19 protein-coding genes are annotated in these 21,431 nt (G+C 63.1%); 9 read left to right on the forward strand and 10 right to left on the reverse strand.

Going from position 1 to position 21,431, the window contains the following annotated elements; translation table 11 throughout:
* Positions 1-50: 50 nt before the first annotated feature.
* The 3 genes from yajC to queA form a co-directional block, all read right to left on the reverse strand.
* Positions 51-380 carry a preprotein translocase subunit YajC gene (gene yajC / locus BCA01S_RS16750; protein ID WP_020069679.1) on the reverse strand — a complete coding sequence of 110 codons (330 nt, stop codon included), beginning with the start codon at positions 378-380 and terminating at the stop codon, positions 51-53.
* Positions 381-578: 198 nt separating this feature from the next.
* Positions 579-1,769, reverse strand: coding sequence for a tRNA guanosine(34) transglycosylase Tgt (gene tgt, locus BCA01S_RS16755; protein WP_027777891.1), 1,191 nt, complete (start codon positions 1,767-1,769; stop codon positions 579-581).
* A gap of 103 nt (positions 1,770-1,872) precedes the next feature.
* Complete coding sequence (gene queA / locus BCA01S_RS16760) at positions 1,873-2,940, reverse strand: tRNA preQ1(34) S-adenosylmethionine ribosyltransferase-isomerase QueA (RefSeq protein ID WP_027777892.1); 1,068 nt, start codon at positions 2,938-2,940, stop codon at positions 1,873-1,875.
* Between the two features lie 167 nt (positions 2,941-3,107).
* On the opposite strand from queA, the gene recG reads away from it, so the two are divergent.
* From recG to ubiA, 7 genes are all read left to right on the forward strand, one after another.
* Complete coding sequence (gene recG, locus BCA01S_RS16765; RefSeq protein ID WP_027777893.1) at positions 3,108-5,483, forward strand: ATP-dependent DNA helicase RecG; 2,376 nt, start codon at positions 3,108-3,110, stop codon at positions 5,481-5,483.
* 147 nt (positions 5,484-5,630) lie between these two features.
* On the forward strand, positions 5,631-6,590 hold the full coding sequence (locus tag BCA01S_RS16770; protein WP_020069683.1) for a LysR substrate-binding domain-containing protein: 960 nt from the start codon (positions 5,631-5,633) through the stop codon (positions 6,588-6,590).
* A gap of 175 nt (positions 6,591-6,765) precedes the next feature.
* Positions 6,766-6,903 carry a hypothetical protein gene (locus BCA01S_RS38520; RefSeq protein ID WP_167455720.1) on the forward strand — a complete coding sequence of 46 codons (138 nt, stop codon included), beginning with the start codon at positions 6,766-6,768 and terminating at the stop codon, positions 6,901-6,903.
* Positions 6,904-6,984: 81 nt separating this feature from the next.
* On the forward strand, positions 6,985-8,439 hold the full coding sequence (locus tag BCA01S_RS16780; RefSeq protein WP_027777894.1) for a catalase: 1,455 nt from the start codon (positions 6,985-6,987) through the stop codon (positions 8,437-8,439).
* A 78-nt stretch (positions 8,440-8,517) separates the two neighbouring features.
* Positions 8,518-8,679 carry a hypothetical protein gene (locus tag BCA01S_RS38525; RefSeq protein ID WP_169740533.1) on the forward strand — a complete coding sequence of 54 codons (162 nt, stop codon included), beginning with the start codon at positions 8,518-8,520 and terminating at the stop codon, positions 8,677-8,679.
* Between the two features lie 264 nt (positions 8,680-8,943).
* Positions 8,944-9,432, forward strand: a complete 489-nt coding sequence (locus tag BCA01S_RS16790; protein WP_027777895.1) for a Dps family protein — start codon at positions 8,944-8,946, stop codon at positions 9,430-9,432.
* Between the two features lie 294 nt (positions 9,433-9,726).
* Positions 9,727-10,590 (forward strand): 4-hydroxybenzoate octaprenyltransferase, encoded by an 864-nt coding sequence (gene ubiA / locus BCA01S_RS16795; protein ID WP_027777896.1) that lies wholly within the window; start codon positions 9,727-9,729, stop codon positions 10,588-10,590.
* Positions 10,591-10,742: 152 nt separating this feature from the next.
* On the opposite strand, the gene proC is transcribed toward ubiA, so the two are convergent.
* The 6 genes from proC to BCA01S_RS16825 form a co-directional block, all read right to left on the reverse strand.
* A complete protein-coding gene (gene proC, locus BCA01S_RS16800; RefSeq protein WP_027777897.1) occupies positions 10,743-11,558 on the reverse strand; it encodes a pyrroline-5-carboxylate reductase in 816 nt (271 codons plus the stop codon).
* A gap of 60 nt (positions 11,559-11,618) precedes the next feature.
* A complete protein-coding gene (locus tag BCA01S_RS16805) occupies positions 11,619-12,317 on the reverse strand; it encodes a YggS family pyridoxal phosphate-dependent enzyme (protein ID WP_027777898.1) in 699 nt (232 codons plus the stop codon).
* Between the two features lie 37 nt (positions 12,318-12,354).
* Positions 12,355-13,581: a glycolate oxidase subunit GlcF gene (gene glcF / locus BCA01S_RS16810; protein ID WP_027777899.1), complete on the reverse strand. Its 1,227-nt coding sequence runs from the start codon at positions 13,579-13,581 to the stop codon at positions 12,355-12,357.
* A 7-nt stretch (positions 13,582-13,588) separates the two neighbouring features.
* Positions 13,589-14,677, reverse strand: a complete 1,089-nt coding sequence (gene glcE / locus BCA01S_RS16815) for a glycolate oxidase subunit GlcE (protein ID WP_027777900.1) — start codon at positions 14,675-14,677, stop codon at positions 13,589-13,591.
* Between the two features lie 136 nt (positions 14,678-14,813).
* A complete protein-coding gene (locus BCA01S_RS16820) occupies positions 14,814-16,307 on the reverse strand; it encodes an FAD-linked oxidase C-terminal domain-containing protein (protein ID WP_020069693.1) in 1,494 nt (497 codons plus the stop codon).
* 141 nt (positions 16,308-16,448) lie between these two features.
* Positions 16,449-17,864, reverse strand: a complete 1,416-nt coding sequence (locus tag BCA01S_RS16825) for an FAD-linked oxidase C-terminal domain-containing protein (RefSeq protein ID WP_027777901.1) — start codon at positions 17,862-17,864, stop codon at positions 16,449-16,451.
* Between the two features lie 363 nt (positions 17,865-18,227).
* Between BCA01S_RS16825 and BCA01S_RS16830 the strand changes: the two genes are divergently transcribed.
* Both BCA01S_RS16830 and hmpA read left to right on the forward strand, forming a co-directional pair.
* Positions 18,228-18,782, forward strand: a complete 555-nt coding sequence (locus BCA01S_RS16830) for a cob(I)yrinic acid a,c-diamide adenosyltransferase (RefSeq protein WP_027777902.1) — start codon at positions 18,228-18,230, stop codon at positions 18,780-18,782.
* Between the two features lie 105 nt (positions 18,783-18,887).
* Positions 18,888-20,093, forward strand: a complete 1,206-nt coding sequence (gene hmpA, locus BCA01S_RS16835; protein ID WP_027777903.1) for an NO-inducible flavohemoprotein — start codon at positions 18,888-18,890, stop codon at positions 20,091-20,093.
* A 239-nt stretch (positions 20,094-20,332) separates the two neighbouring features.
* Here the strand turns inward: hmpA and aroG are convergent, their stop codons facing one another.
* Positions 20,333-21,406, reverse strand: a complete 1,074-nt coding sequence (gene aroG / locus BCA01S_RS16840; RefSeq protein WP_020069697.1) for a 3-deoxy-7-phosphoheptulonate synthase AroG — start codon at positions 21,404-21,406, stop codon at positions 20,333-20,335.
* Positions 21,407-21,431 lie beyond the last annotated feature (25 nt).

The following is a 21,431-nucleotide window of genomic DNA, read 5'->3' on the forward strand; positions in this document are numbered from 1 at the left end:
CTGCTTGCCTGACCGCCGGCGAGGCCGCGCCGGACGCGAGAGAGCAGGCCTTACAGCGACTTGATCGTGCCCTTCGGGAGAATCGTCGTGACCGACGCTTTCTGCACGGTGATTTCCGTGCCTTCCGAGATTTCGACGCCGACGTAAGCCTCGCCCACCTTGGTCACCTTGCCGACGATGCCGCCGTTCGTCACAACTTCATCGCCCTTGGCCATGGCGGCGAGCATGTTGCGATGTTCTTTCTGGCGCTTCATTTGCGGGCGAATCATGATGAAGTACAGCACGCCGAACATCAGGATCAGCGGCAGGAAGCTCATCAAGTTCGATTCGATGCCGCCTGCGGCTGTGCCTTGGGCGAAGGCATTGGAAATGAACGACACGTTGGTCTCTCCGTTATAGATCAATTCAATCAAAAAAATCAGCCGGTTATTCTACCACCGGCATTGCGCGCGTCGGCGCGGCGATTCGGCTTTGGGATCAATCGTTTAAAGCTGTTTTTCGCCGTCCGCGAAAGTAGATTGTAAGGTTTTCTGCATGCATCTGACGGATTCTTCCGCCGAATCCGACGAACGAGGCGATCAAGGCGCCTCGTCGATGCCGCGCGCGCGGTTCTCGTGAAAGCGCTTGCGGAACGGTTCGAACATTTTCGCGTCGATGGCGTCGCGCATTTCCTGCATCAGTTCCAGGTAGTAGTGCAGGTTGTGAATCGTATTCAGTTGCGCGCCGAGAATTTCCCCCACGCGATGCAGATGGTGCAGGTAGCCGCGAGTGAAATTTCGGCACGTGTAACAACCGCATTGCTCATCGAGCGGACGCAGCGAATTCTTGTGCGTGGCGTTGCGGATCTTGATGTCGCCGAAGCGCGTGAAGAGCCAGCCGTTGCGCGCGTTGCGGGTAGGCATCACGCAATCGAACATATCGACGCCCGCAGCCACTCCGGCCACCAGATCTTCGGGCGTGCCGACACCCATCAGATAGTGCGGCTTGTCGGCCGGCAGCTTCGGGCCGATGTGATTCAGCACGCGCATCATGTCTTCTTTCGGCTCGCCGACCGACAAGCCGCCGATCGCGAGGCCGTGGAAGTCTTTCTCCGCGAGACCCGCGAGCGACTCGTCGCGCAGGTCCTCGAACATCCCGCCCTGGACGATACCGAAGAGCGCGTTCGGATTGCCGAGCCGCTGGAATTCGTCGATCGAGCGCTGCGCCCAGCGCATCGACATGCGCATGGAGTCGGCCGCTTCCTTGTGCGAGGTCGGCACGTTGTTCGTTGCGTAGGGCGTGCATTCGTCGAACTGCATGACGATGTCCGAGTTCAGCACCTTCTGGATCTGCATCGACACTTCCGGCGACAGGAACAGCTTGTCGCCGTTGATCGGCGACGCGAACGTGACGCCGTCTTCGGTGATCTTGCGCAGGTCGCCGAGCGAAAACACCTGGAAGCCGCCGGAGTCGGTCAGTATCGGCTTTTTCCAGCCCATGAAACCGTGCAGGCCGCCGTGTGCGCCGATCGTTTCGAGCCCCGGGCGCAGCCAGAGGTGAAACGTATTGCCGAGGATGATCTGCGCGTGCATTTCCTCGAGTTCGCGCGGCTGCACGGCTTTCACGGTGCCGTAAGTGCCGACGGGCATGAAGATCGGCGTTTCGACGACGCCGTGATTCAGCGTGACGCGGCCGCGGCGCGCCTGGCCGTCGGTGCCGAGCAATTCGAAGTGGAGGCCGTTGGCGGGGCGCTCGGTGGTTGTCTGTTGCGAGTCGTGACCGGAGGTCATTGAGGTAACTCCATGGGCAACCGGAAAACAGTCCGGCGCAAACAATGAAACGCCGCCGAAGATGACCGGCGGCTGAGGAAACTGCAAACTCGTGGACGGGGCGTCAGACGGCTCGGTCGTCGCGCCGCGTTAACAGCATCGCGTCGCCGTAACTGAAAAAGCGGTAACGCTCCTCGATCGCATGGCGATACGCGGCGCGAATCGTCTCGACGCCCGCGAATGCCGACACCAGCATCAGCAGCGTCGACTTTGGCAAATGAAAGTTCGTCACGAGCCGGTCGACGACGCGAAACCGGTAGCCCGGCGTGATGAAAATATCGGTCTCAGTGCTCGCTGCAGCGAGTGGGCGACCGGCCGCTTCAGCGTCGCGCGCGGCGGCTTCTAGCGCGCGCATCGACGTCGTGCCCACTGCTATCACGCGGTTGCCGCGCGCCTTCGTCGCCGCGATTTTGTCGGCTAGAGACTGCGGCAAGTGATACCACTCGCTGTGCATCTTGTGCTCGGCCAGGTTCTCGACGCGCACCGGCTGGAACGTGCCGGCGCCGACGTGCAGCGTCAGTGTGGCCCGCTGAACGCCAGCGGCGTCGAGCCGCGCGAGCAGCGCGTCGTCGAAATGAAGGCCGGCTGTGGGTGCCGCGACAGCGCCGGGATTTTGCGCGAACACGGTCTGATAGCGTGTTTCGTCCGTCGAGTCGGGGTCGTGCTCGATGTACGGCGGCAGCGGCAAACGCCCGAACTGCTCGATCAGCGTCAGGCAGTCGTCGGGGAAATGCAGCGTGTAGAACGGCTCGACGCGCTCGCCGACGGTCACGTCGAACGAATCGGCAAGACGAATGGTCGTGCCCTCCTGCGGGCTCTTGCTCGCGCGGATCTGCGCGAGCGCCGTGCGCTCGCCGGTGAGGCGCTCGACCAGAACTTCGATCTTTCCGCCACTGGCCTTCTGGCCGAGGAAGCGCGCCTTCAGGACTTTGGTATCGTTGAAGACCAGCAGGTCGCCGGCCGAAACGCATTCGGGCAGTTCGGCGAAGCGGCGGTCGACGAGGCGCGCCGCGCCGTCGGCATGAGCCGCGTTGTCCACCTGGAGCAGCCGACTGGCGCTGCGCTCGGGTAGTGCGACTTGCGCGATCAGCTCAGGCGGCAGATCGAAATCGAAATCGGAAAGCTTGAACATGCGAACGACTGGAAGCGAATGGAGACTGAATTGAGCCGAAGGCCGAGCCGGGCGGCTATGATTGCGGGGCGCCGCGGCGTGCCGCTAGCCCGTACTTGCGCACCAGCCACATAGCGACGCACCCTTCGATACTTTTGACAGCCGATATTGTACTTGCGAAGCAGCCCATGCCTTTGTCCGACCGCCGATTGCCCTCTGCTACCGATGAAGTGAGCGCCGAACCGGCAGCCCCGGTCGCGCGAGGCGGCACGGCGGCGGATGCAAGCGGGCAGGCCGGCGGCACGGCGCAACCCAGGCGGACGGCGCGCGCTCTGAAGCGAGCGGACCAGATATCTGATGAAGCGCCTGATGAAGCGTCCCGGCGAACAACGCAGCAGGCGCGTCAGCAAACACCAGAGGGAATGACCGCCCCCGTACCGCAGGCGGCGGCAAAAGCGAGCGCGTCGGCGAAATCGGCGGCGAAGTCATCGGCGAAAGCGTCCGCTAAACCTGTCGACAAGCTCGCCAAACTCGGCCTCACGCGCGACATCGACCTGGTGCTGCATCTGCCGATGCGCTACGAAGACGAAACTTCGTTGACGCCGATCGGCCACCTGCTGCCGGGCGGCATAGCGCAGACCGAGGGTGTCGTGTTCGACAACGAGATCGCCTATCGTCCGCGTCGGCAGTTGCTCGTCAAATTGCGCGACGACGCGGGCGACGAACTCGTGCTGCGCTTTCTGAACTTCTACGGTTCGCAGGTCAAGCAAATGGCGATCGGCGCGCGGCTGCGCGTGCGCGGCGACGTGCGGGGCGGCTTCTTCGGCATGGAGATGGTGCATCCGGCGGTGCGTGTGGTCGACGAAGACACACCGCTGCCGCAAGCGCTCACGCCGGTCTATCCCAGTACAGCCGGCGTGACCCAGGCGTATTTGCGCAAGTCGATCGACAACGCGCTGTCGCGCACGTCTTTGCCGGAACTGCTGCCCGAAGCCGTCGCGCGTGAATGGTTGCAGCCGCTCGGCGTGCCCTCGCTGATGGACGCGGTGCGCACGCTGCATCATCCCGGCGCGCAATCCGATGAAACCGCGTTGATCGACGGCACGCATCCGGCATGGGTGCGCATCAAATTCGAGGAATTGCTCGCCCAGCAGATGTCGCTCAAGCGCGCGCACGAAGAGCGCCGCACGCGCTCCGCGCCGCCCATGCCGCGCCGCAAGCTAGGCGACGATTCCGCCTTGGTCGCGCGTCTGCTCCAGGCGTTGCCGTTTTCGTTGACCCGCGCGCAGGAGCGCGTCGGCGGCGAGATCGCGCTCGATCTGACGCAGCCGCATCCCATGCAGCGGCTCTTGCAAGGCGACGTCGGCAGCGGCAAGACGATTGTCGCCGCGCTGGCCGCCGCGCAGGCTATCGACGCCGGTTATCAGGCAGCGCTCATGGCGCCGACCGAAATCCTCGCTGAACAGCACGCACGCAAATTGCGCGGCTGGCTGGAGCCGCTCGGCGTGAACGTCGCGTGGCTCGCCGGCAGTCTGAAGGCCAAGGAAAAACGCGCCGCGATCGAAGCCGCGGCGCTCGGCACTGCCCAACTCGTGATCGGCACGCACGCGATCATTCAGGACGCCGTGGAGTTCGCGCGCCTCGGCCTCGTGATCGTCGACGAACAGCACCGTTTTGGCGTCGCGCAGCGGCTGGCGTTGCGCGCAAAAGCGAAGAACGCCGCCGACGGCGCGCGCGATTTCCAGCCGCATCAACTGATGATGTCCGCCACGCCGATTCCGCGCACGCTCGCCATGACCTACTACGCGGACCTCGATGTATCGACCATCGACGAATTGCCGCCCGGGCGCACGCCGATCCTGACCAAGCTCGTGTCCGACGCGCGCCGTGAAGAAGTGATCGGCCGGGTGCGCGAGGCCGCCCTGACCGGGCGTCAGGTCTACTGGGTCTGCCCGCTGATCGAGGAAAGCGAAACGCTGCAACTGCAGACCGCGGTCGAGACCTACGAAACGCTGGTCGCGGCGCTGCCTGAACTGAACGTCGGACTCGTGCACGGCCGGCTGGCGCCGGCTGAAAAAGCGGCTGTCATGGAAGCCTTTACCCGCAACGAAGTGCAGCTGCTGGTCGCGACGACGGTGATCGAAGTGGGCGTCGACGTGCCTAATGCATCGCTGATGGTGATCGAGCACGCCGAGCGCTTCGGCCTCGCACAGTTGCACCAGTTGCGCGGGCGTGTCGGGCGCGGCAGCGCGGCGTCGGTGTGCGTGCTGCTGTACACCGGACCGTTGTCGATGACGGCGCGCGCGCGCCTGCAGACCATGCGCGAAACGACGGACGGCTTTGAAATCGCGCGCCGCGACCTTGAAATTCGTGGTCCCGGCGAGTTCCTCGGCGCGCGGCAATCCGGCGCGGCGATGCTCCGTTTTGCCGATCTGCAGAACGATCAATGGCTGATCGAGCCCGCGCGCGAAGCGGCTGCTGCTTTGCTGCAGACGTATCCGGATGTCGTCACGCAGCATCTGGCGCGCTGGCTGGGGGCTCGCGAGCAATATCTGAAGGCATGACCGGACGCACCGACCGTCAGCCGCCGTCTGGTGCCGCACCCGTGGCGCGTTTCGCGGATATTGAAAGCCCGCGTACCGGGTTGGCGAACCGACCCTATGGGTGTATAACTGAAACCTATCGAATCCACTGCACTGATTGGTCCCCCAATGACGCTCACCGAATTGAAGTACATCGTTGCCGTTGCCCGCGAGCGGCACTTCGGCCGGGCCGCCGAAGCGTGTTTCGTCAGCCAGCCGACCTTGTCGGTGGCCATCAAGAAGCTCGAAGACGAGCTCAACGTACAGATTTTCGAGCGCGGCACCAGTGAAGTGAGCGTCACGCCGATCGGTGAGCAGATCGTCACGCAAGCTCAGCGGGTGCTGGAACAGACGCTCGCCATCAAGGAAATCGCGAAGCAGGGCAAAGATCCGCTCGTTGGGCCGCTGCGCCTCGGCGTGATCTATACGATCGGACCGTACCTGCTGCCCACGCTCGTCAAGCAGATGATCAAGCGCGTTCCGCAAATGCCGCTGATGCTGCAGGAAAACTACACGCTGAAGCTGATCGAGCTGCTCAAGCAGGGCGAGATCGACGTTGCAATCATGGCGCTGCCGTTTCCCGAAACCGGACTGATGCTGCGCCCGCTCTATGACGAGCCGTTCGTCGTCGCGCTGCCGTCGGGTCACGCGTGGGAAAACCGTCAGAAGATCGACGCCGACGATCTCAAGCAGGAAACCATGCTGCTGCTCGGCAGCGGCCATTGCTTCCGCGATCATGTGCTGGGCGTTTGTCCGGAATTGATGCGTTTCTCGCAGAACGCCGACGGCATCCAGAAAACGTTCGAAGGATCGTCGCTGGAAACAATTCGCCACATGGTTGCAAGCGGCGTGGGCATCACCGTGTTGCCGCGCATGTCCGTGCACGAGGTGAAGCCGCACGCGGGCGGCATCGACTCCGGGCTGCTGTCCTACGTCCCGTTCGGCGAACCGGTGCCCGACCGCCGCGTCGTGCTCGCGTGGCGCAAGAGCTTTACGCGGATGCCCGCCATCGACGCGATTTGCGACGCAATCAGCGCCTGCGACCTGCCGGGCGTTAAAAAACTGGATCTGCCGGTCGCCGTGAACTGAACGGCGGCAGGGCGCACGGGTGCCGACGGCTTATCGCCGCAGCGCCCGCCTCGCTCAGCGGCGGCGCGCCAAGGCGCGCCTATTGGATAGATTAAATTTATAAAATACGCGTTTCCAATAGTATTGATATAGTGTTCTCCATGGATCGCAAGATCCCCAAAGCCCCGAGAACACCATGACTCAATCAGACTCGCCGCAAACTCAGACATTCGCCGCCGACCCAGCCGGCGCCAACACCGGTTTTGCCGCGGCCATGCTCGGGATGCGCACGGTCGCGCTTTCTCTCCTCGTCGACCGCGCTCTGTCGGCCTGATTGTTCGCATAAGCCTTCGGCATGGCTTTGCCGCGCTTCTCCCCACATTCCTTTCGAACGAAAACCATCCAGGAGTCCCGCATGTCAGAACAGAAGCTCACCAATGCCGCCGGCGCGCCCGTCGCCGATAACCAGAATTCGATGACGGCCGGCGTGCGCGGCCCGGTCGTCCTGCAAGACGTCTGGCTGATCGAAAAACTCGCTCACTTCGACCGCGAAGTGATCCCCGAGCGCCGCGTGCATGCGAAGGGCTCGGGCGCGTTCGGCACGCTGAAGGTGACCCACGATATTTCGCGCTACACGAAGGCCAAAGTGTTCGCCGAAGTGGGCAAGGAAACGCCGTTGTTCATGCGGTTTTCGACGGTCGCGGGCGAACGCGGCGCGGCCGATGCGGAACGGGACGTGCGCGGCTTCTCGATCAAGTTCTACACCGAAGAAGGCAACTGGGACGTGGTGGGCAACAACACGCCGGTGTTCTTCATTCGCGATCCGTTGAAGTTTCCGGACTTCATCCACACGCAAAAGCGTGACCCATACACCAACCTGCGCAGCAACATCGCCGCGTGGGATTTCTGGACGCGTCATCCGGAGTCGATGCATCAGGTCACGATCTTGATGAGCGACCGCGGCATTCCGAAAAACTACCGTCAGATGCACGGTTTCGGTTCGCACACGTACTCGTTCATCAACGCGAACAACGAGCGCTTCTGGGTGAAGTTCCACTTCAAATCGCAGCAAGGCATTGAAAATTTCACCGATGGCGAAGCGTCGCAAGTCGTCGCGCAAGACCGTGAAAGTGCGCAGCGCGATCTGGTGGGCAACATCGACGCGGGCAACTTCCCCAAATGGCGCTTTGCGATCCAGGTAATGCCGGAGGCGGAAGCCGCAGCGTATCGCTTCAACCCGTTCGATATCACGAAGGTGTGGTCGCAGAAAGACTATCCGCTGATCGACGTTGGCACGATCGAATTGAACCGCAACGCGGCCAACTATTTCTCGGATGTGGAGCAGGCAGCGTTCACGCCGGCCAATGTGGTGCCTGGCATTGGCTTCTCGCCAGACCGGCTGTTGCAGGGGCGTCTCTTCTCGTATGGCGACACGCAGCGCTATCGTCTCGGCATCAATCACCACCAGATTCCGGTGAATGCGTCGCGCGTGCCGAACCCGCATTCGTTCCATCGCGACGGGGCAATGCGCACGGACGGCAACCTCGGCGGCAACGTGAACTATGAGCCGAACCGCTTCGGCGACTTCGTGCAGGACACCAACGCATTGGAGCCCGCACTCGCAGCAGGTGCGGTCGACCGCTACGATCATCGCGCGGACGACGACTATTACACGCAGCCGGGCATGCTGTTTGCACTCTTTGACGCGGCGCAACGCGAGCGGTTGTTCGGCAACATCGCGCGGCACATCAACGGCGTACCGCAAGACATCGTTGCGCGCGCGGTCGAACATTTCCGCCGCATCGATCCCGCTTATGCCGAAGGCGTGATCGCTGCAATGGCAGAACTCGCGGAAGGCGGCAAGAAGTAACCAGGCAGCACGAGCGGGACGCGTAGGCGTCCCGCGATGGGTGAACGGAGTGAACGGCGTTAACCGAGGAGCACGTTGATGATCGAGATGATGAAAGCCACTGCGGGCAAATCGCGAGCCGCTCATCACGCGCAATTGCACTACGCGCTGGGATTGCGCAGAGCCGTGGGTATCGCGATCGTGATGAGCGGGCTCGCGGTTATCGCGGCGCAGGTGCTGCAGCATGCAGTTGGCGGGTAGCGGGCAATGGCAGGCAACGACATGCAACAGCGGGCCCGAGTAGGCGCGTAGCGGTGTGTGATGGCGTGCAGGGTAGGCCACCGTTGCGAGCCGCGCAGAACACCGCGCGCCGCTTGTGCCCGCCGTAGTGACGACGCGCCACACGAGCGCGACACCTTTCTACGATAAACTGTCAAGCGCCCGTTCTACCGGCTTCGTCGTCAGTCAGTCCATAGCACGCCGTTACTTTGCCACCGGTTCGTATCACTCTTCAAAGGAGTCATCATGGCCAAAAAAGAAGCTGTACAACACGTCAATATCGGAATCAGCGACAAGGACCGCAAGAAGATTGCGGAAGGTCTGTCGCGTTTGCTCGCTGACACCTATACGCTGTACCTGAAGACCCACAACTTCCACTGGAACGTGACCGGTCCGATGTTCAACACGCTGCATCTGATGTTCGAAACGCAATACAACGAACTGGCACTCGCCGTCGATTCGATCGCTGAACGGATTCGCGCGCTTGGCGTGCATGCGCCGGGCAGCTACAAGGAGTTCGCGAAGCTGTCGTCCATTCCCGAAGCGGACGGCGTGCCGGCTGCAGAGGAAATGATCCGCCAGCTGGTGGAAGGTCAGGAAGCCGTGGTGCGTACCGCGCGCGCAATTTTCCCGTCGACGGAAGCCGCGAACGACGAGCCGACCGCCGACCTGCTGACGCAGCGCATGCAGACGCACGAAAAGACCGCGTGGATGTTGCGCTCGATGCTGGCCTGATTTCGCGCTGCGGCCGTTCTTTTGCCGGTCCGTCGACGGCCGGGGCACGATCTGATTCCGGTTCGTGGAGCCGGAATCAGCCGGCACAGGCGAAAACGCCCAGACGCGCTCAGATACAGCCGGCCATATCAAAGCCTCCCCTCGCGGGAGGCTTTGTTTTTTGCGGCGCGGCTTTCGCAACCGCTGTTGCGGCATGAGCGTTCAACCCGCGGGCCGCACGACGCTCGACGCCGGCTGCATCCCGTAAAATGGCGGCACTGTTTCCGCATTCCGCCCGCTTTTACAGAGTCCGCCATGTTTGCCCGACTTCCGCTCTATCTGCGCCTTGTGCGTATGGACAAGCCTATCGGCAGTCTGCTGCTGCTGTGGCCGACGCTCAACGCGCTGTGGATCGCGTCCGAGGGTCGTCCGTCGTGGCCGCTTCTCGTTATCTTCACGGTAGGCACCGTGCTGATGCGCTCGGCGGGATGCGCGATCAATGACTATGCAGATCGCGATTTCGACCGCTACGTAAAGCGCACCGAGAATCGTCCGATCACGTCAGGCAAGGTCAAAGCATGGGAAGCGGTGGCGCTCGCCGCTGGTTTGTCCTTGCTGGCTTTTCTATTGATTCTGCCGCTCAATGCGTTGACGAAGGAGTTGTCGGTGGCCGCGCTCTTCGTCGCCGGCTCGTATCCGTTCACGAAGCGTTTCTTCGCGATTCCGCAGGCGTACCTGGGCATCGCATTCGGATTCGGCATTCCGATGGCGTTTGCCGCCGTGCAGAACCACGTGCCGATGCTCGGCTGGGTCATGCTGCTGGCGAACGTATTCTGGTCGGTCGCTTACGACACCGAATATGCAATGGTCGATCGTGACGACGACATCAAAATCGGCATCCGTACTTCGGCGCTCACTTTTGGCCGCTTCGACGTGGCCGCGATCATGTTCTGCTATGCGGTGACGCTTGGAATCTACGTCGGCATCGGCGTGATGCTGGGTTTCGGCGTTCTGTACTGGTTAGGCTGGCTTGCTGCGGCGGGCTGCGCGGTCTATCACTACACGCTCATTCGCAATCGTGAGCGGATGGCCTGCTTCGCGGCGTTCCGGCACAACAACTGGCTGGGCGGCGCGTTGTTCGTGGGCATTGCCGCGCATTATGCGGTGGCCTCGTTCTGAGTGTTGGCGCGGTCTGCCCATTTGCCGCATGTCTCTTTTCGCTGGACGCGGAGCGGGTCGATCCGACTCCGCGTCGCACGGCTTATCTCATTGCAGCAGGTAATAAGCGATAGAGAGTAACCGGCGAACCGGCGAACCGGCGATAGCCGCGCTTATTGCTTACCGAACTCGTCGCCCATTTCTTTCGCGCGCGCATCGGCGGCGAGCGCCCCGCGAACGATTGCCTCCTTCACGCCGCTTGCATCGAACGAGGCAAGCGCCGCGGCAGTCGTACCGCCCTTCGACGTCACGCGTTCGCGCAACAGGCTCGGCGGCTCGTCCGAATTCGCCGCCAGTTGCGCGGCTCCCGTGAAGGTCGCCACAGCGAGCGCGCGGCCTTGCGCTTCGTTCATGCCGAGCTGACGCGCGGCTTCCTGCAGCGCTTCGATGAAATAGAACACGTAGGCCGGGCCGCTTCCCGAAATGGCGGTGACGGCGTCGATCTTCGCTTCGTCGTCGAACCATACCGTCTCGCCGACGGCGCCTAGCACCTGCGATGCAAGCGCGCGGCCCGCTTCGTCGACACTTGCCGTTGCGGCCAATCCGGCGACGCCCATGCCGATCAACGCCGGCGTATTCGGCATGACGCGCACGATCCGCGTATGGCCGTTCAGCCAGCGCGACATATCGTCCATGCGAATGCCGGCGACAATGCTGATTGCCAGTTGCGACGCCTTGAGATGCGGCGCGAGCGATTCGGCGACGCTCTTCAGGATTTGCGGCTTCACCGCGAGCACGACGGCGTCATACGCAGCGAGCGCCGCGTCGGCGGCGGCGCCGGTTTTGATACCGAAGTGCTCTTCGTTACGCTTGCGCGCGTCTTCGTTCGGGTCGATCGCATAGAGATCGGCGGGCGCGACGCCACGCTTGATAAGGCCGCCGATCAACGCCGCAGCCATGTTGCCGCCGCCGATAAAAGCAATTTTCATGATGGTCCGGATGGTTTGATTGAGCGTATGAGTCCGCGCTTGCAGCCGCGTGTGCAACCGCTAGTTCGAGTAATCGCGCGCGCCGAAGATGGCAGTGCCCACGCGCACGATGGTCGCGCCTTCGAGCACAGCAGCCTCCAGGTCGCCCGACATGCCGATCGAGAGCGTATCGAGCGCGAGACCTTCGTCGCGCAGACGCTCGAACAGCTCGCGCAACCGGCGATGCGGCACGCGCTGTTCGTCGATGCTGCCGACCGGTTCGGGAATTGCCATCAGGCCGCGCAACTTCAGCTTGGGCAGCGTGGCGATTTCCCGGGCGACTTCGGCGGCTTCCTCGACGCTCACGCCGCTTTTCGAGCTCTCGCCGCTAATGTTGACCTGCAGGCAGACATTCAACGCCGGTAGATTATCGGGCCGCTGTTCGGAAAGCCGCTGGGCGATCTTGAGGCGATCGACCGAATGCACCCAGTCGAACTGCTCGGCCACCGGACGGGTCTTGTTCGACTGCAACGGCCCGATGAAATGCCATTCGAGCGAGCCGCGCAAATCGGCGAGCGCTTCGATCTTCGTTAGGGCTTCCTGCACGTAGTTTTCACCGAACGCGCGTTGACCGGCGGCGTGCGCCGCGCGCACGTCTTCGGCGGGGAAAGTCTTCGAGACCGCAAGCAGCGCGATGGAACGCGCGTTGCGCCCGGCCACGTGTGCGGCCATTGCGATGCGCTGCTTCACCGCTTCGAGGTTATGAATCAGATCGGGCATGGAGCGAACGGGGAACGGACGGAAGTCGATGCCCCGATTATACGGACAGCATGTGCTCCACCAATTCGATCCAGTGCGCGACCGGTGTGGAAGTGCCGCTCTGCAGGTGAGAAATACAGCCCACGTTCGCGGACACGATCATTTGCGTCTCCTCCGCCTGCAGCCGCTCGAGCTTCTGATCGCGCAACGCATAAGAGAGCCTCGGCTGCGTGAGCGAGTAAGTGCCGGCCGAGCCGCAGCAAAGGTGGTTGTCGGCGGGCAGGCGCACTTCCACGCCGAGTCGCGTCAGCAGATGTTCCACTGTGCCGCGCACCTGCTGTCCGTGCTGCAACGTGCAGGGCGGATGAAAAGCGACCGTGTGGATCGCGCGGCGGCGCGTGATCGACGCGAGTTGTTCCTCGAAGTCCGGCAGGATCTCGGCAATGTCGCGTGTCAATTCGACGATGCGGCGCGCTTTCTCCGCATACGCCGGGTCATGGCGCAACAGGTGCGCGTATTCCTTGACGGTCGCGCCGCAGCCCGATGCGTTCATCACGATCGCCTCGACGCCCTGTTCGACATACGGCCACCATGCGTCGATGTTGGCGCGCATGTCGACGAGCGCTTCGTCGTTGTAGCCGAGGTGCAGGCGCACGGCACCGCAGCAGCCCGCGTCGGGCGCGACGAGCGTTTCCACACCGAGCGCATCGAGCACCCGCGCGGTGGCGACGTTGACGTTGGGCATCATCGACGGTTGCACGCAGCCCGCGAGCATCAGCATCTTGCGCGCGTGTCTTGCGCTCGGCCACTCGAGCGGACGCTGCCGCGCGGGCACCTTGTCGCGCAATTTTCGCGGCAGCAGCGCCCGGAAATGCTGGCCGAGACGCATGGCCGGCGTGAATAGCGCGCTGTTCGGCACGAAGCTCGCAAGGAATCGGCGCGTGAGACGCTGGCCGAGCGGACGCGTCACTTTTTTCTCGGTGATCTTGCGGCCAATCTCTACCAGCTTGCCGTACTGCACGCCGGACGGGCAGGTCGATTCGCAATTGCGGCACGTGAGGCAGCGGTCGAGGTGAACCTGCGTGCTACGCGTGACTTCGGCGCCTTCCACCATCTGCTTGATCAGATAGATGCGGCCTCGCGGGCCGTCGAGTTCGTCGCCGAGCAGTTGATAAGTCGGGCACGTGGCGGTGCAGAAGCCGCAATGAACGCAATTGCGCAGGATAGCGTCGGCTTCGTCGCCGTCTGGCGTGTTGCGAATGAAGTCCGCGAGATTGGTTTGCATCGCGCGCTCAGAAGTCGGGGTAGAGACGGCCGCGATTGAAGATGCGGGCCGGGTCGAAAGCGGTTTTCAGGCCGCGATGGATTTTCATCAGCGGCGCGGGCAGCGGTGTGAACACCCCGGCTCCGCGGTCATAGCCGAGGCCGGTGCGGAAGATGGTCGCGTGACCGCCGGCTTGCTTCGCGCTGATGCGCACGGTTTGCGCGTCGGTGTCGGTGATCCACCAGCGCTGCGCGCCGCCCCATTCCATCAATTGAGCGCCGGGCAATTGAAGCGGCTCGGTGATGGATGGCAGCGCGAGCCGCCACAGCGCGGCTTTCGGCGGAATTGCGGCGAAGAATGTGTCGGTCTGCTCGCGCAGGCCTGCCCAAAAACGCTCGGCCTCGACCGCATCGACAACCTCGCCGCCCAGCGACGCACGCGCCGACTTGACCGCGCTCTCTGCGCCGGCGAGACGCACTGCAAGCGTGCCGTGACGCCACGCGCTCGCGGTGATCGGCAATGGGCGGCCGCCCCATTCGTTGAGCTTACGGACAGCGTCGGTGCCGTTCACGTCGAACTTGAGCGTGGCTTCGGCCTGCGGCTGCGGCAGCACCTTCACCGAGAGTTCGAGGATGAGCCCCAGCGTGCCGAGCGAGCCCGCCATCAAGCGCGAGACGTCGTAGCCGGCGACGTTTTTCACCACCTGGCCGCCGAAATGCAGCGCTTGTCCCTGGCCGTTCATGACGACCGCACCTAGTACGAAGTCGCGCGCCGCTCCGGCCGACGGACGGCGCGGGCCGGCGATGCCCGCAGCGATGCAGCCGCCGAAGGTGGCTTGCGGTCCGAAGTGCGGCGGCTCGAAGGCGAGCATCTGATGGTGTTCGGCCAGCGCGGCCTCGATTTCGAGCAGCGGCGTGCCGGCGCGCGCGGTGATGACCAGCTCCGCCGGGTCGTAAGCGATGATGCCGCGATAAGCGCGCGTGTCGAGGATCTCGCCTTCCAGCGTCTGACCGTACCAGTCTTTCGTACCGCCGCCGCGAACGCGCAACGCGCGGCCTGCGGCGCTGGCGGAACGCACGCGTTCCGACCACATGGCGACGATGTCGTCCTCTTCCATGATGCCCTGCTTCGTTATGTTTCGATCGATTGTACCGGGCGGGGGCTCGCTGACAACCCGGAGCGGACCCGCATCGGGTAATCAGGGTGGGATGGCGGCAAACGCCGCCGCGGCGGGCTATGCGTATTGCCTGGCGCTAGAAGCGAGGCAGTTCCGGATGCGGCAACAGACCGCCGCGCACATGCATCTTGCCGTACTCGGCGCACCGCGCTCGCGTGGGAATGCCCTTGTCCGGGTTCAGCAGACCGGGCGGATCGAACGCACGTTTGACCGCGTGAAACGCATCGCGCTCTTCCGGCGAGAATTGCACGCACATCGAGTTGATCTTCTCGATGCCGACGCCGTGCTCGCCCGTCACCGTGCCGCCCAATTCGACGCACGCTTCGAGGATGTCGCAGCCGAATGCCTCGGCTCTGTGCCATTCATCCTGGTCGTTGCCGTTGAAGAGAATCAGCGGATGCATGTTGCCGTCGCCCGCATGAAAGACGTTGATGCAGCGCAGCGCGTACTTCTTCTCCATCTCCTCGATGCGCGAAAGCAGCGGTCCGATACTGCGGCGCGGCACGGTTCCGTCCATGCAGTAGTAGTCCGGCGAAATCCGGCCCGCAGCCGGAAACGCATTTTTACGGCCGGACCAGAAGCGCAGCCGCTCGTTTTCCGTGCGCGAAATCTGGATACGGGTTGCGCCGTGCTCGCGCAGCACCGCGGTCATGCGGACGATTTCGTCGGCGACTTCCTCGGGTGTGCCATCGGATTCGCACAGCAAGATTGCCGCCGCGTCGAGGTCGTAGCCCGCGTGGACGAATTCCTCGACCGCGCGCGTGGCCGGCTTGTCCATCATCTCGAGGCCGGCCGGAATGATGCCCGCGGCAACGATGCCGGCGACCGCATCGCCGCCTTTCACGACGTCGTCGAAACTGGCCATGATGACCTGCGCCGTTTGCGGCTTTGGAATCAACTTGACGGTGACCTCGGTGACGATCGCGAACATGCCTTCGCTGCCGATCAGCACCGCAAGCAGATCGAGGCCGGGCGCGTCGGGCGCGAGCGAGCCGAACTCGACGATTTCGCCTTCCATTGTCACGGCGCGCACGCGCAGCACGTTGTGCACGGTGAGGCCGTACTTGAGGCAATGCACGCCGCCCGAGTTCTCCGACACGTTGCCGCCAATCGTGCAGGCGATCTGCGACGACGGGTCGGGCGCATAGTACAAACCGTACGGCGCGGCGGCTTCGGAAATCGACAGATTGCGCACGCCCGGTTGCACCGTGGCGGTTCGCGCGTAAGAGTCCACCTCGATGATCTTCCGGAAGCGTGCGAGCGACACCACCACGCCGTGGCGAATCGGCATTGCACCGCCGGACAGGCCCGTGCCCGCGCCGCGCGGCACGATCGGCACCCCGAGACGATGGCAGATCTGCACGATGCGCTGCACTTGCGACTCCGTCTCCGGCAACGCGACGGCGAGCGGCAGACGACGATAGGCGGCGAGGCCGTCGCAGTCGTACGCGACGGTATCTTCGTCGCGATATAGCAGACAGTGGTTTGGCAACACCGCCATCAACGCCTGCACGACTTCGCGCTGGCGCTGGGCGAGAACCTCTGCTGACAGTTCGGCGGGTGCATTCATGTGAGTCGTCTCCTCCTGTCTTTTACCCAGCGCTATCCAGCGCTTGCGTGGCGGCCCGTTTGCGGCCGCCGCGGCTCGATAACGCTCAGCCGCGTTCAGTCCTACTCAATCGTTCCCGACAACGCGCCTTGAAACGACGCGTCAGGCGGCCCAGCTGAAAATCTTGCCGGGGTTCATCAGATTGTGCGGATCGAGCGCGTGTTTGATAGAGCGCATGGTGTCCACCGCAACGTCCCCATGTTCTTCCAGCAGAAAACCCATCTTGTGCAGACCGACTCCATGCTCGCCGGTGCAGGTGCCGTCCATGCGCAGCGCGCGCTGCACGATGCGATGGTTCAACCGCTCGGCTTCCGCGAGTTCTTCCGGTTTGTTCGGATCGATCAGGATCGCGACGTGGAAATTGCCGTCGCCGACATGGCCGACAATCGGACAGGGCAGCGGCGACGCCTTCAAGTCCTGCTCCGTTTCGACGACGCATTCGGCGAGTCGCGAGATCGGCACGCAGACGTCGGTCGTGACGGCACGGCAACCGGGCTTCAGTTGCAGCATGGCGAAATAGGCATTGTGACGCGCGTTCCACAGACGGCTGCGGTCTTCCGGCCGCGTCGCCCATTCGAAACCTTCGCCGCCGTTCTGCGCGGCGACTTCCTGCACGAGTTCGGCTTGTTCCTTGACGCCAGCCTCGGTGCCGTGGAATTCGAAGAACAGTGTGGGTGCCTCGCGCAGCGTGAGGTTCGAATGCCGGTTGATCGAGCGGATTGCTAGCGCGTCGACGAATTCCACGCGCGCAATCGGCACGCCGATCTGAATTGTTTCGATGACGGCGCGAACCGCGTCGCCCATCGACGGAAATGCGCAGACAGCGGCGGACACGGCCTCCGGCTGCGGATAAAGGCGCACGGTGACTTCGGTGATCACGCCGAGCGTGCCTTCCGAACCGACGAACAGACGCGTGAGGTCGTAGCCCGCGGACGATTTGCGCGCCCGCGTGCCCGTCTTGATCACGCGGCCGTCGGCCAGCACTACGCTGAGGCCGAGTACGTTCTCGCGCATCGTGCCGTAGCGCACGGCGTTGGTACCTGACGCACGCGTGGCCGACATGCCGCCGATGCTCGCGTCCGCGCCCGGATCGATCGGGAAAAAGAGGCCGGTGTCGCGTAGCGCTTCGTTCAACTGCTTGCGTGAAATGCCTGGCTCGACGGTGACCGTGAGGTCTTCGGCGTTGATGGACAGCACGCGGTTCATTTCCGACAGATCGATCGACACGCCGCCTTGGACCGCAAGCAGATGCCCTTCCAGCGACGAGCCGTTGCCGTACGGAATGATAGGTACGTTGTACTGGCCGCACAGCTTGACGGCCGTCTGCACGTCTTCGGTGTTGCGCGCGAAGACGACGGCGTCGGGCAGTTGGGGATCGAACGGCGATTCGTCGCGGCCGTGGTGCTCGCGCACGGCTTGCGCGATCGAAACGCGCTCACCGAAGGCGTTGGTAAGCGCGCTCAGCAATTCGGCAGGGAATGGCCGGCGCAGCGTGGCCGGCGGAACGGAATGATTCACGCATGTCTCCTGTGTCGACCGGCGGAAGCGCGTTGGCACTTGCTCCAGCCCCATGGAAAGGTTTGTTAGTAAATGTCAGGCGAAGCTGCTTTTTTGCAGCAGGCACTTCATTTTACGCCGATCGCTTTCTGCCGGGGGCGGGCCGCTTCCATTGCTTCTGGGGCGTCGCGCCGACTATCGCTCCTATAATGGCGGCGGCTGCTAGCTCCGCGCAACATGGTTAACGCGGTGACAAGACAGAGATAACGCGGCAGATGATGCGCTAACCGATCTGCCGCCACCACAGCGCAAGAAGACCGGGACTTTAGTCGGCGACCGATGCGCTGTCGGCGCGGGCTTCATCATTGAACGCAGGGAGAAATCATGGGTAACCGTCTGAGCAAGATTGCCACTCGTACCGGCGACGACGGCACCACCGGTCTCGGCGACGGCCGGCGCGTCCGCAAGGACAGCGCGCGTATTGCGGCGATCGGCGACGTCGACGAACTCAATTCGAATCTTGGCGTGCTGTTGTGCGAGCGCCTGCCTGATGACGTGCGGGCGGCGCTGGTCTCGATTCAGCACGATTTGTTCGACCTGGGCGGCGAACTTTGCATTCCCGGCCACACAATGATCACCGACCGCCATCTCGCGCAGCTCGACAGCTGGCTTGCCGACTACAACTCTGCGCTTCCGCCGCTGAAGGAGTTCATCTTGCCGGGCGGCTCACGCGCGGCGTCTTTCGCCCACGTTTGCCGTACTGTTTGCCGCCGCGCGGAACGCTCTATCGTCGCCCTTGGTGACGAGGAGGCCGTCAACGCCGCGCCGCGTCAGTATGTGAACCGTCTGTCGGACCTTCTGTTTGTGCTCGCGCGCGTGCTCAATCGCGCTGACGGCGGCGCGGACGTGCTCTGGCAGCACGATCGCGCGCAAAACTAGGCGCCACGGCCGCTTTCAGCAATCGGCAGTGGCCTGCGACAATCTGTCTGGAGCAAGTCACGGCTTAAAGATGTATTGTGTATGCATCTTTAAGGAGAAGTATAAATGACCGCCCTGACCGCCGAACAGCTTGCCCGCGTTAAAGCCACGGTGCCCGTGCTTGCTGAACATGGCACGACCATCACGAAGCACTTCTACAAGCGCATGTTTGCGCATCATCCGGAGTTGAAGAATCTGTTCAACCAGACGCATCAGCAAAGCGGCAATCAGCCCGAAACGCTGGCGCGCGCGGTGTATGCGTACGCAGCCAACATCGACAATCTGGGCGCGCTCGGCCCGACTGTCTCGCGGATCGCCAACAAGCACGCGAGCCTGAACATCCGGCCCGAGCATTACCCGATTGTGGGCCGCCACCTGCTGGGTGCGATCGTCGACGTGCTCGGCGACGCGGTCGATCAACCCACGCTGGACGCCTGGGAAGTCGCGTATGGTCAGCTTGCGGACATCTTCGTGGGCACCGAGGCGAAGCTGTATGGAGGCGCGGCCTGGAGCGGCTTCCGTCCGTTCAAGGTGGCGCGCAAACAGGTGGAGAGCGACGAAATCACGTCGTTCTATCTGACGCCAGCCGACGGTTCGGCCGCGTGTGACTTCGAACCGGGTCAGTACGTGAGCGTGAAACGTTTCGTCGACAAGCTGGGTGTCGATCAGCCGCGTCAGTACAGCTTGTCGGACGCGCCGCATGGCAAGTGGCTGCGCATCTCCGTGAAGCGCGAAGACGGCCGCGAAGACATAGCGCCCGGCCACGTGTCGAACCTGCTGCACGCAGATGTCGAAGAGGGCACCGTCGTGCATGTCAGCGCGCCGATGGGCGACTTCACGCTCGATCGCAAGAAAACCACGCCTGTGGTGCTGATGAGCGGCGGCGTGGGCGTGACGCCCATGACCTCGATGCTGTCAACCATCCTCGCCGACGGCAGCGAGCGGAGCGTGACTTTCGTTCACGCATGCCGCAACGGCCGCGTGCACGCGTTCCGTCAGTGGCTCGACGAGACGGTCGCGTCGCATTCGAACGTGAAGCGCGTGGTGTTCTACGAAGCGGTCGGTGAGGGCGACCGGCAGGGCGTCGACTACGATTTCGACGGTCGTCTCGACATACCGAGAATTGCCGAGCAGGTCGTCGTGCCGGATGCCGACTACTACATCTGTGGACCCGTGCCATTCATGCGCGCGCAGTGCGATGCGCTGGCGGCACTCGGCGTGGACCCGGCGCGAATTCACACAGAAGTCTTCGGTTCGGGCGTGGTCGAGTGAAACGTAGCCGTGCATGATAAGCTCCAAAATGAAGCTTAAAAGACGCGAGTCATGCACGCCATCGTCAACGTAACCGGCGGCTTCGGCCCAACGCAAGTCGTGCCGAGACCGACCATGACTTGCTACGGTACTGAGGCGGTCCATCCAGCACCATTCATCCGTTTGGCCAGAAAAAACCCGGCTCGTCGAGCCGGGTTTTTCATCTGCCAACTGCGTCACACGACGCAATCGAACAGCAGTCAGTTGCCGCTTCCGCGCGCCACGCGCCGTTGCTTAACGGCGTCGGCGAGACCTTCGAGCACGGCAACGCTTTCGTCCCAGCCGATGCATGCATCGGTCACGCTCTGCCCGTACGTGAGCGCGCAGCCTTCCTGCAAGTCCTGGCGGCCTGCCACCAGATGCGATTCCAACATCACGCCGATAATTCGTTCGTCCCCCGAAGCAACCTGCCGGCCGATGTCCGCGCACACCGGAATCTGGTTCTCATGCTTCTTCGAACTGTTCGCGTGGCTCGCGTCGATCATCAGGCGCGCGGCGAGACCTGACTTGCCGATGTCCGAACACGCCGCGTTGACGCTGTCCGCGTCATAGTTCGGCGTCTTGCCGCCGCGCAGGATGATATGGCAATCCTCGTTGCCCGCCGTCGATACGATCGCCGAGTGGCCGCCTTTGGTGACCGACAGGAAATGGTGCGGCTGCGACGCGGCTTTGATTGCGTCGACGGCGATCTTCACATTGCCGTCGGTGCCGTTCTTGAAGCCGACCGGGCACGACAGGCCCGAAGCGAGTTCGCGGTGCACTTGCGACTCGGTGGTCCGCGCGCCGATCGCGCCCCACGAGATCAGATCGGCGATGTACTGCGGGCTGATCATGTCGAGATACTCGGTGGCGGCCGGCAGACCCAGTTCGTTGATGCGCAACAGCAGCTCGCGCGCCGTGCGCAGCCCTTCGTTGATCTTGAAGCTGTTGTCCATATGCGGGTCGTTGATAAGACCCTTCCAGCCGACCGTCGTGCGCGGCTTTTCGAAGTACACGCGCATCACGACTTCGAGTTCGCCCGCGAAGCGCTTGCGCTGTTCGACGAGGCGCCCTGCATATTCCAACGCCGCCTTCGTATCGTGAATCGAGCACGGCCCGACGATCACGATCAAGCGGTCGTCCATGCCGTGCAGAATGCGATGCATGGCGGTGCGTGAGTTGTAGATCAGGTCGGACACCGCTTCGTCGCAGGCAAATTCGCGGATCAGGTGCGCGGGAGGAGTGAGCTCTTTCAATTCGCGAATGCGGACATCGTCGGTGTTGTGCGGGGGCATGTTGTTCTCCTGAATCGGTTCGTAG

The sequence above is a fragment of the Paraburkholderia caledonica NBRC 102488 genome (assembly GCF_000685095.1).
GTDB classification, from domain to species: Bacteria; Pseudomonadota; Gammaproteobacteria; order Burkholderiales; family Burkholderiaceae; genus Paraburkholderia; species Paraburkholderia caledonica.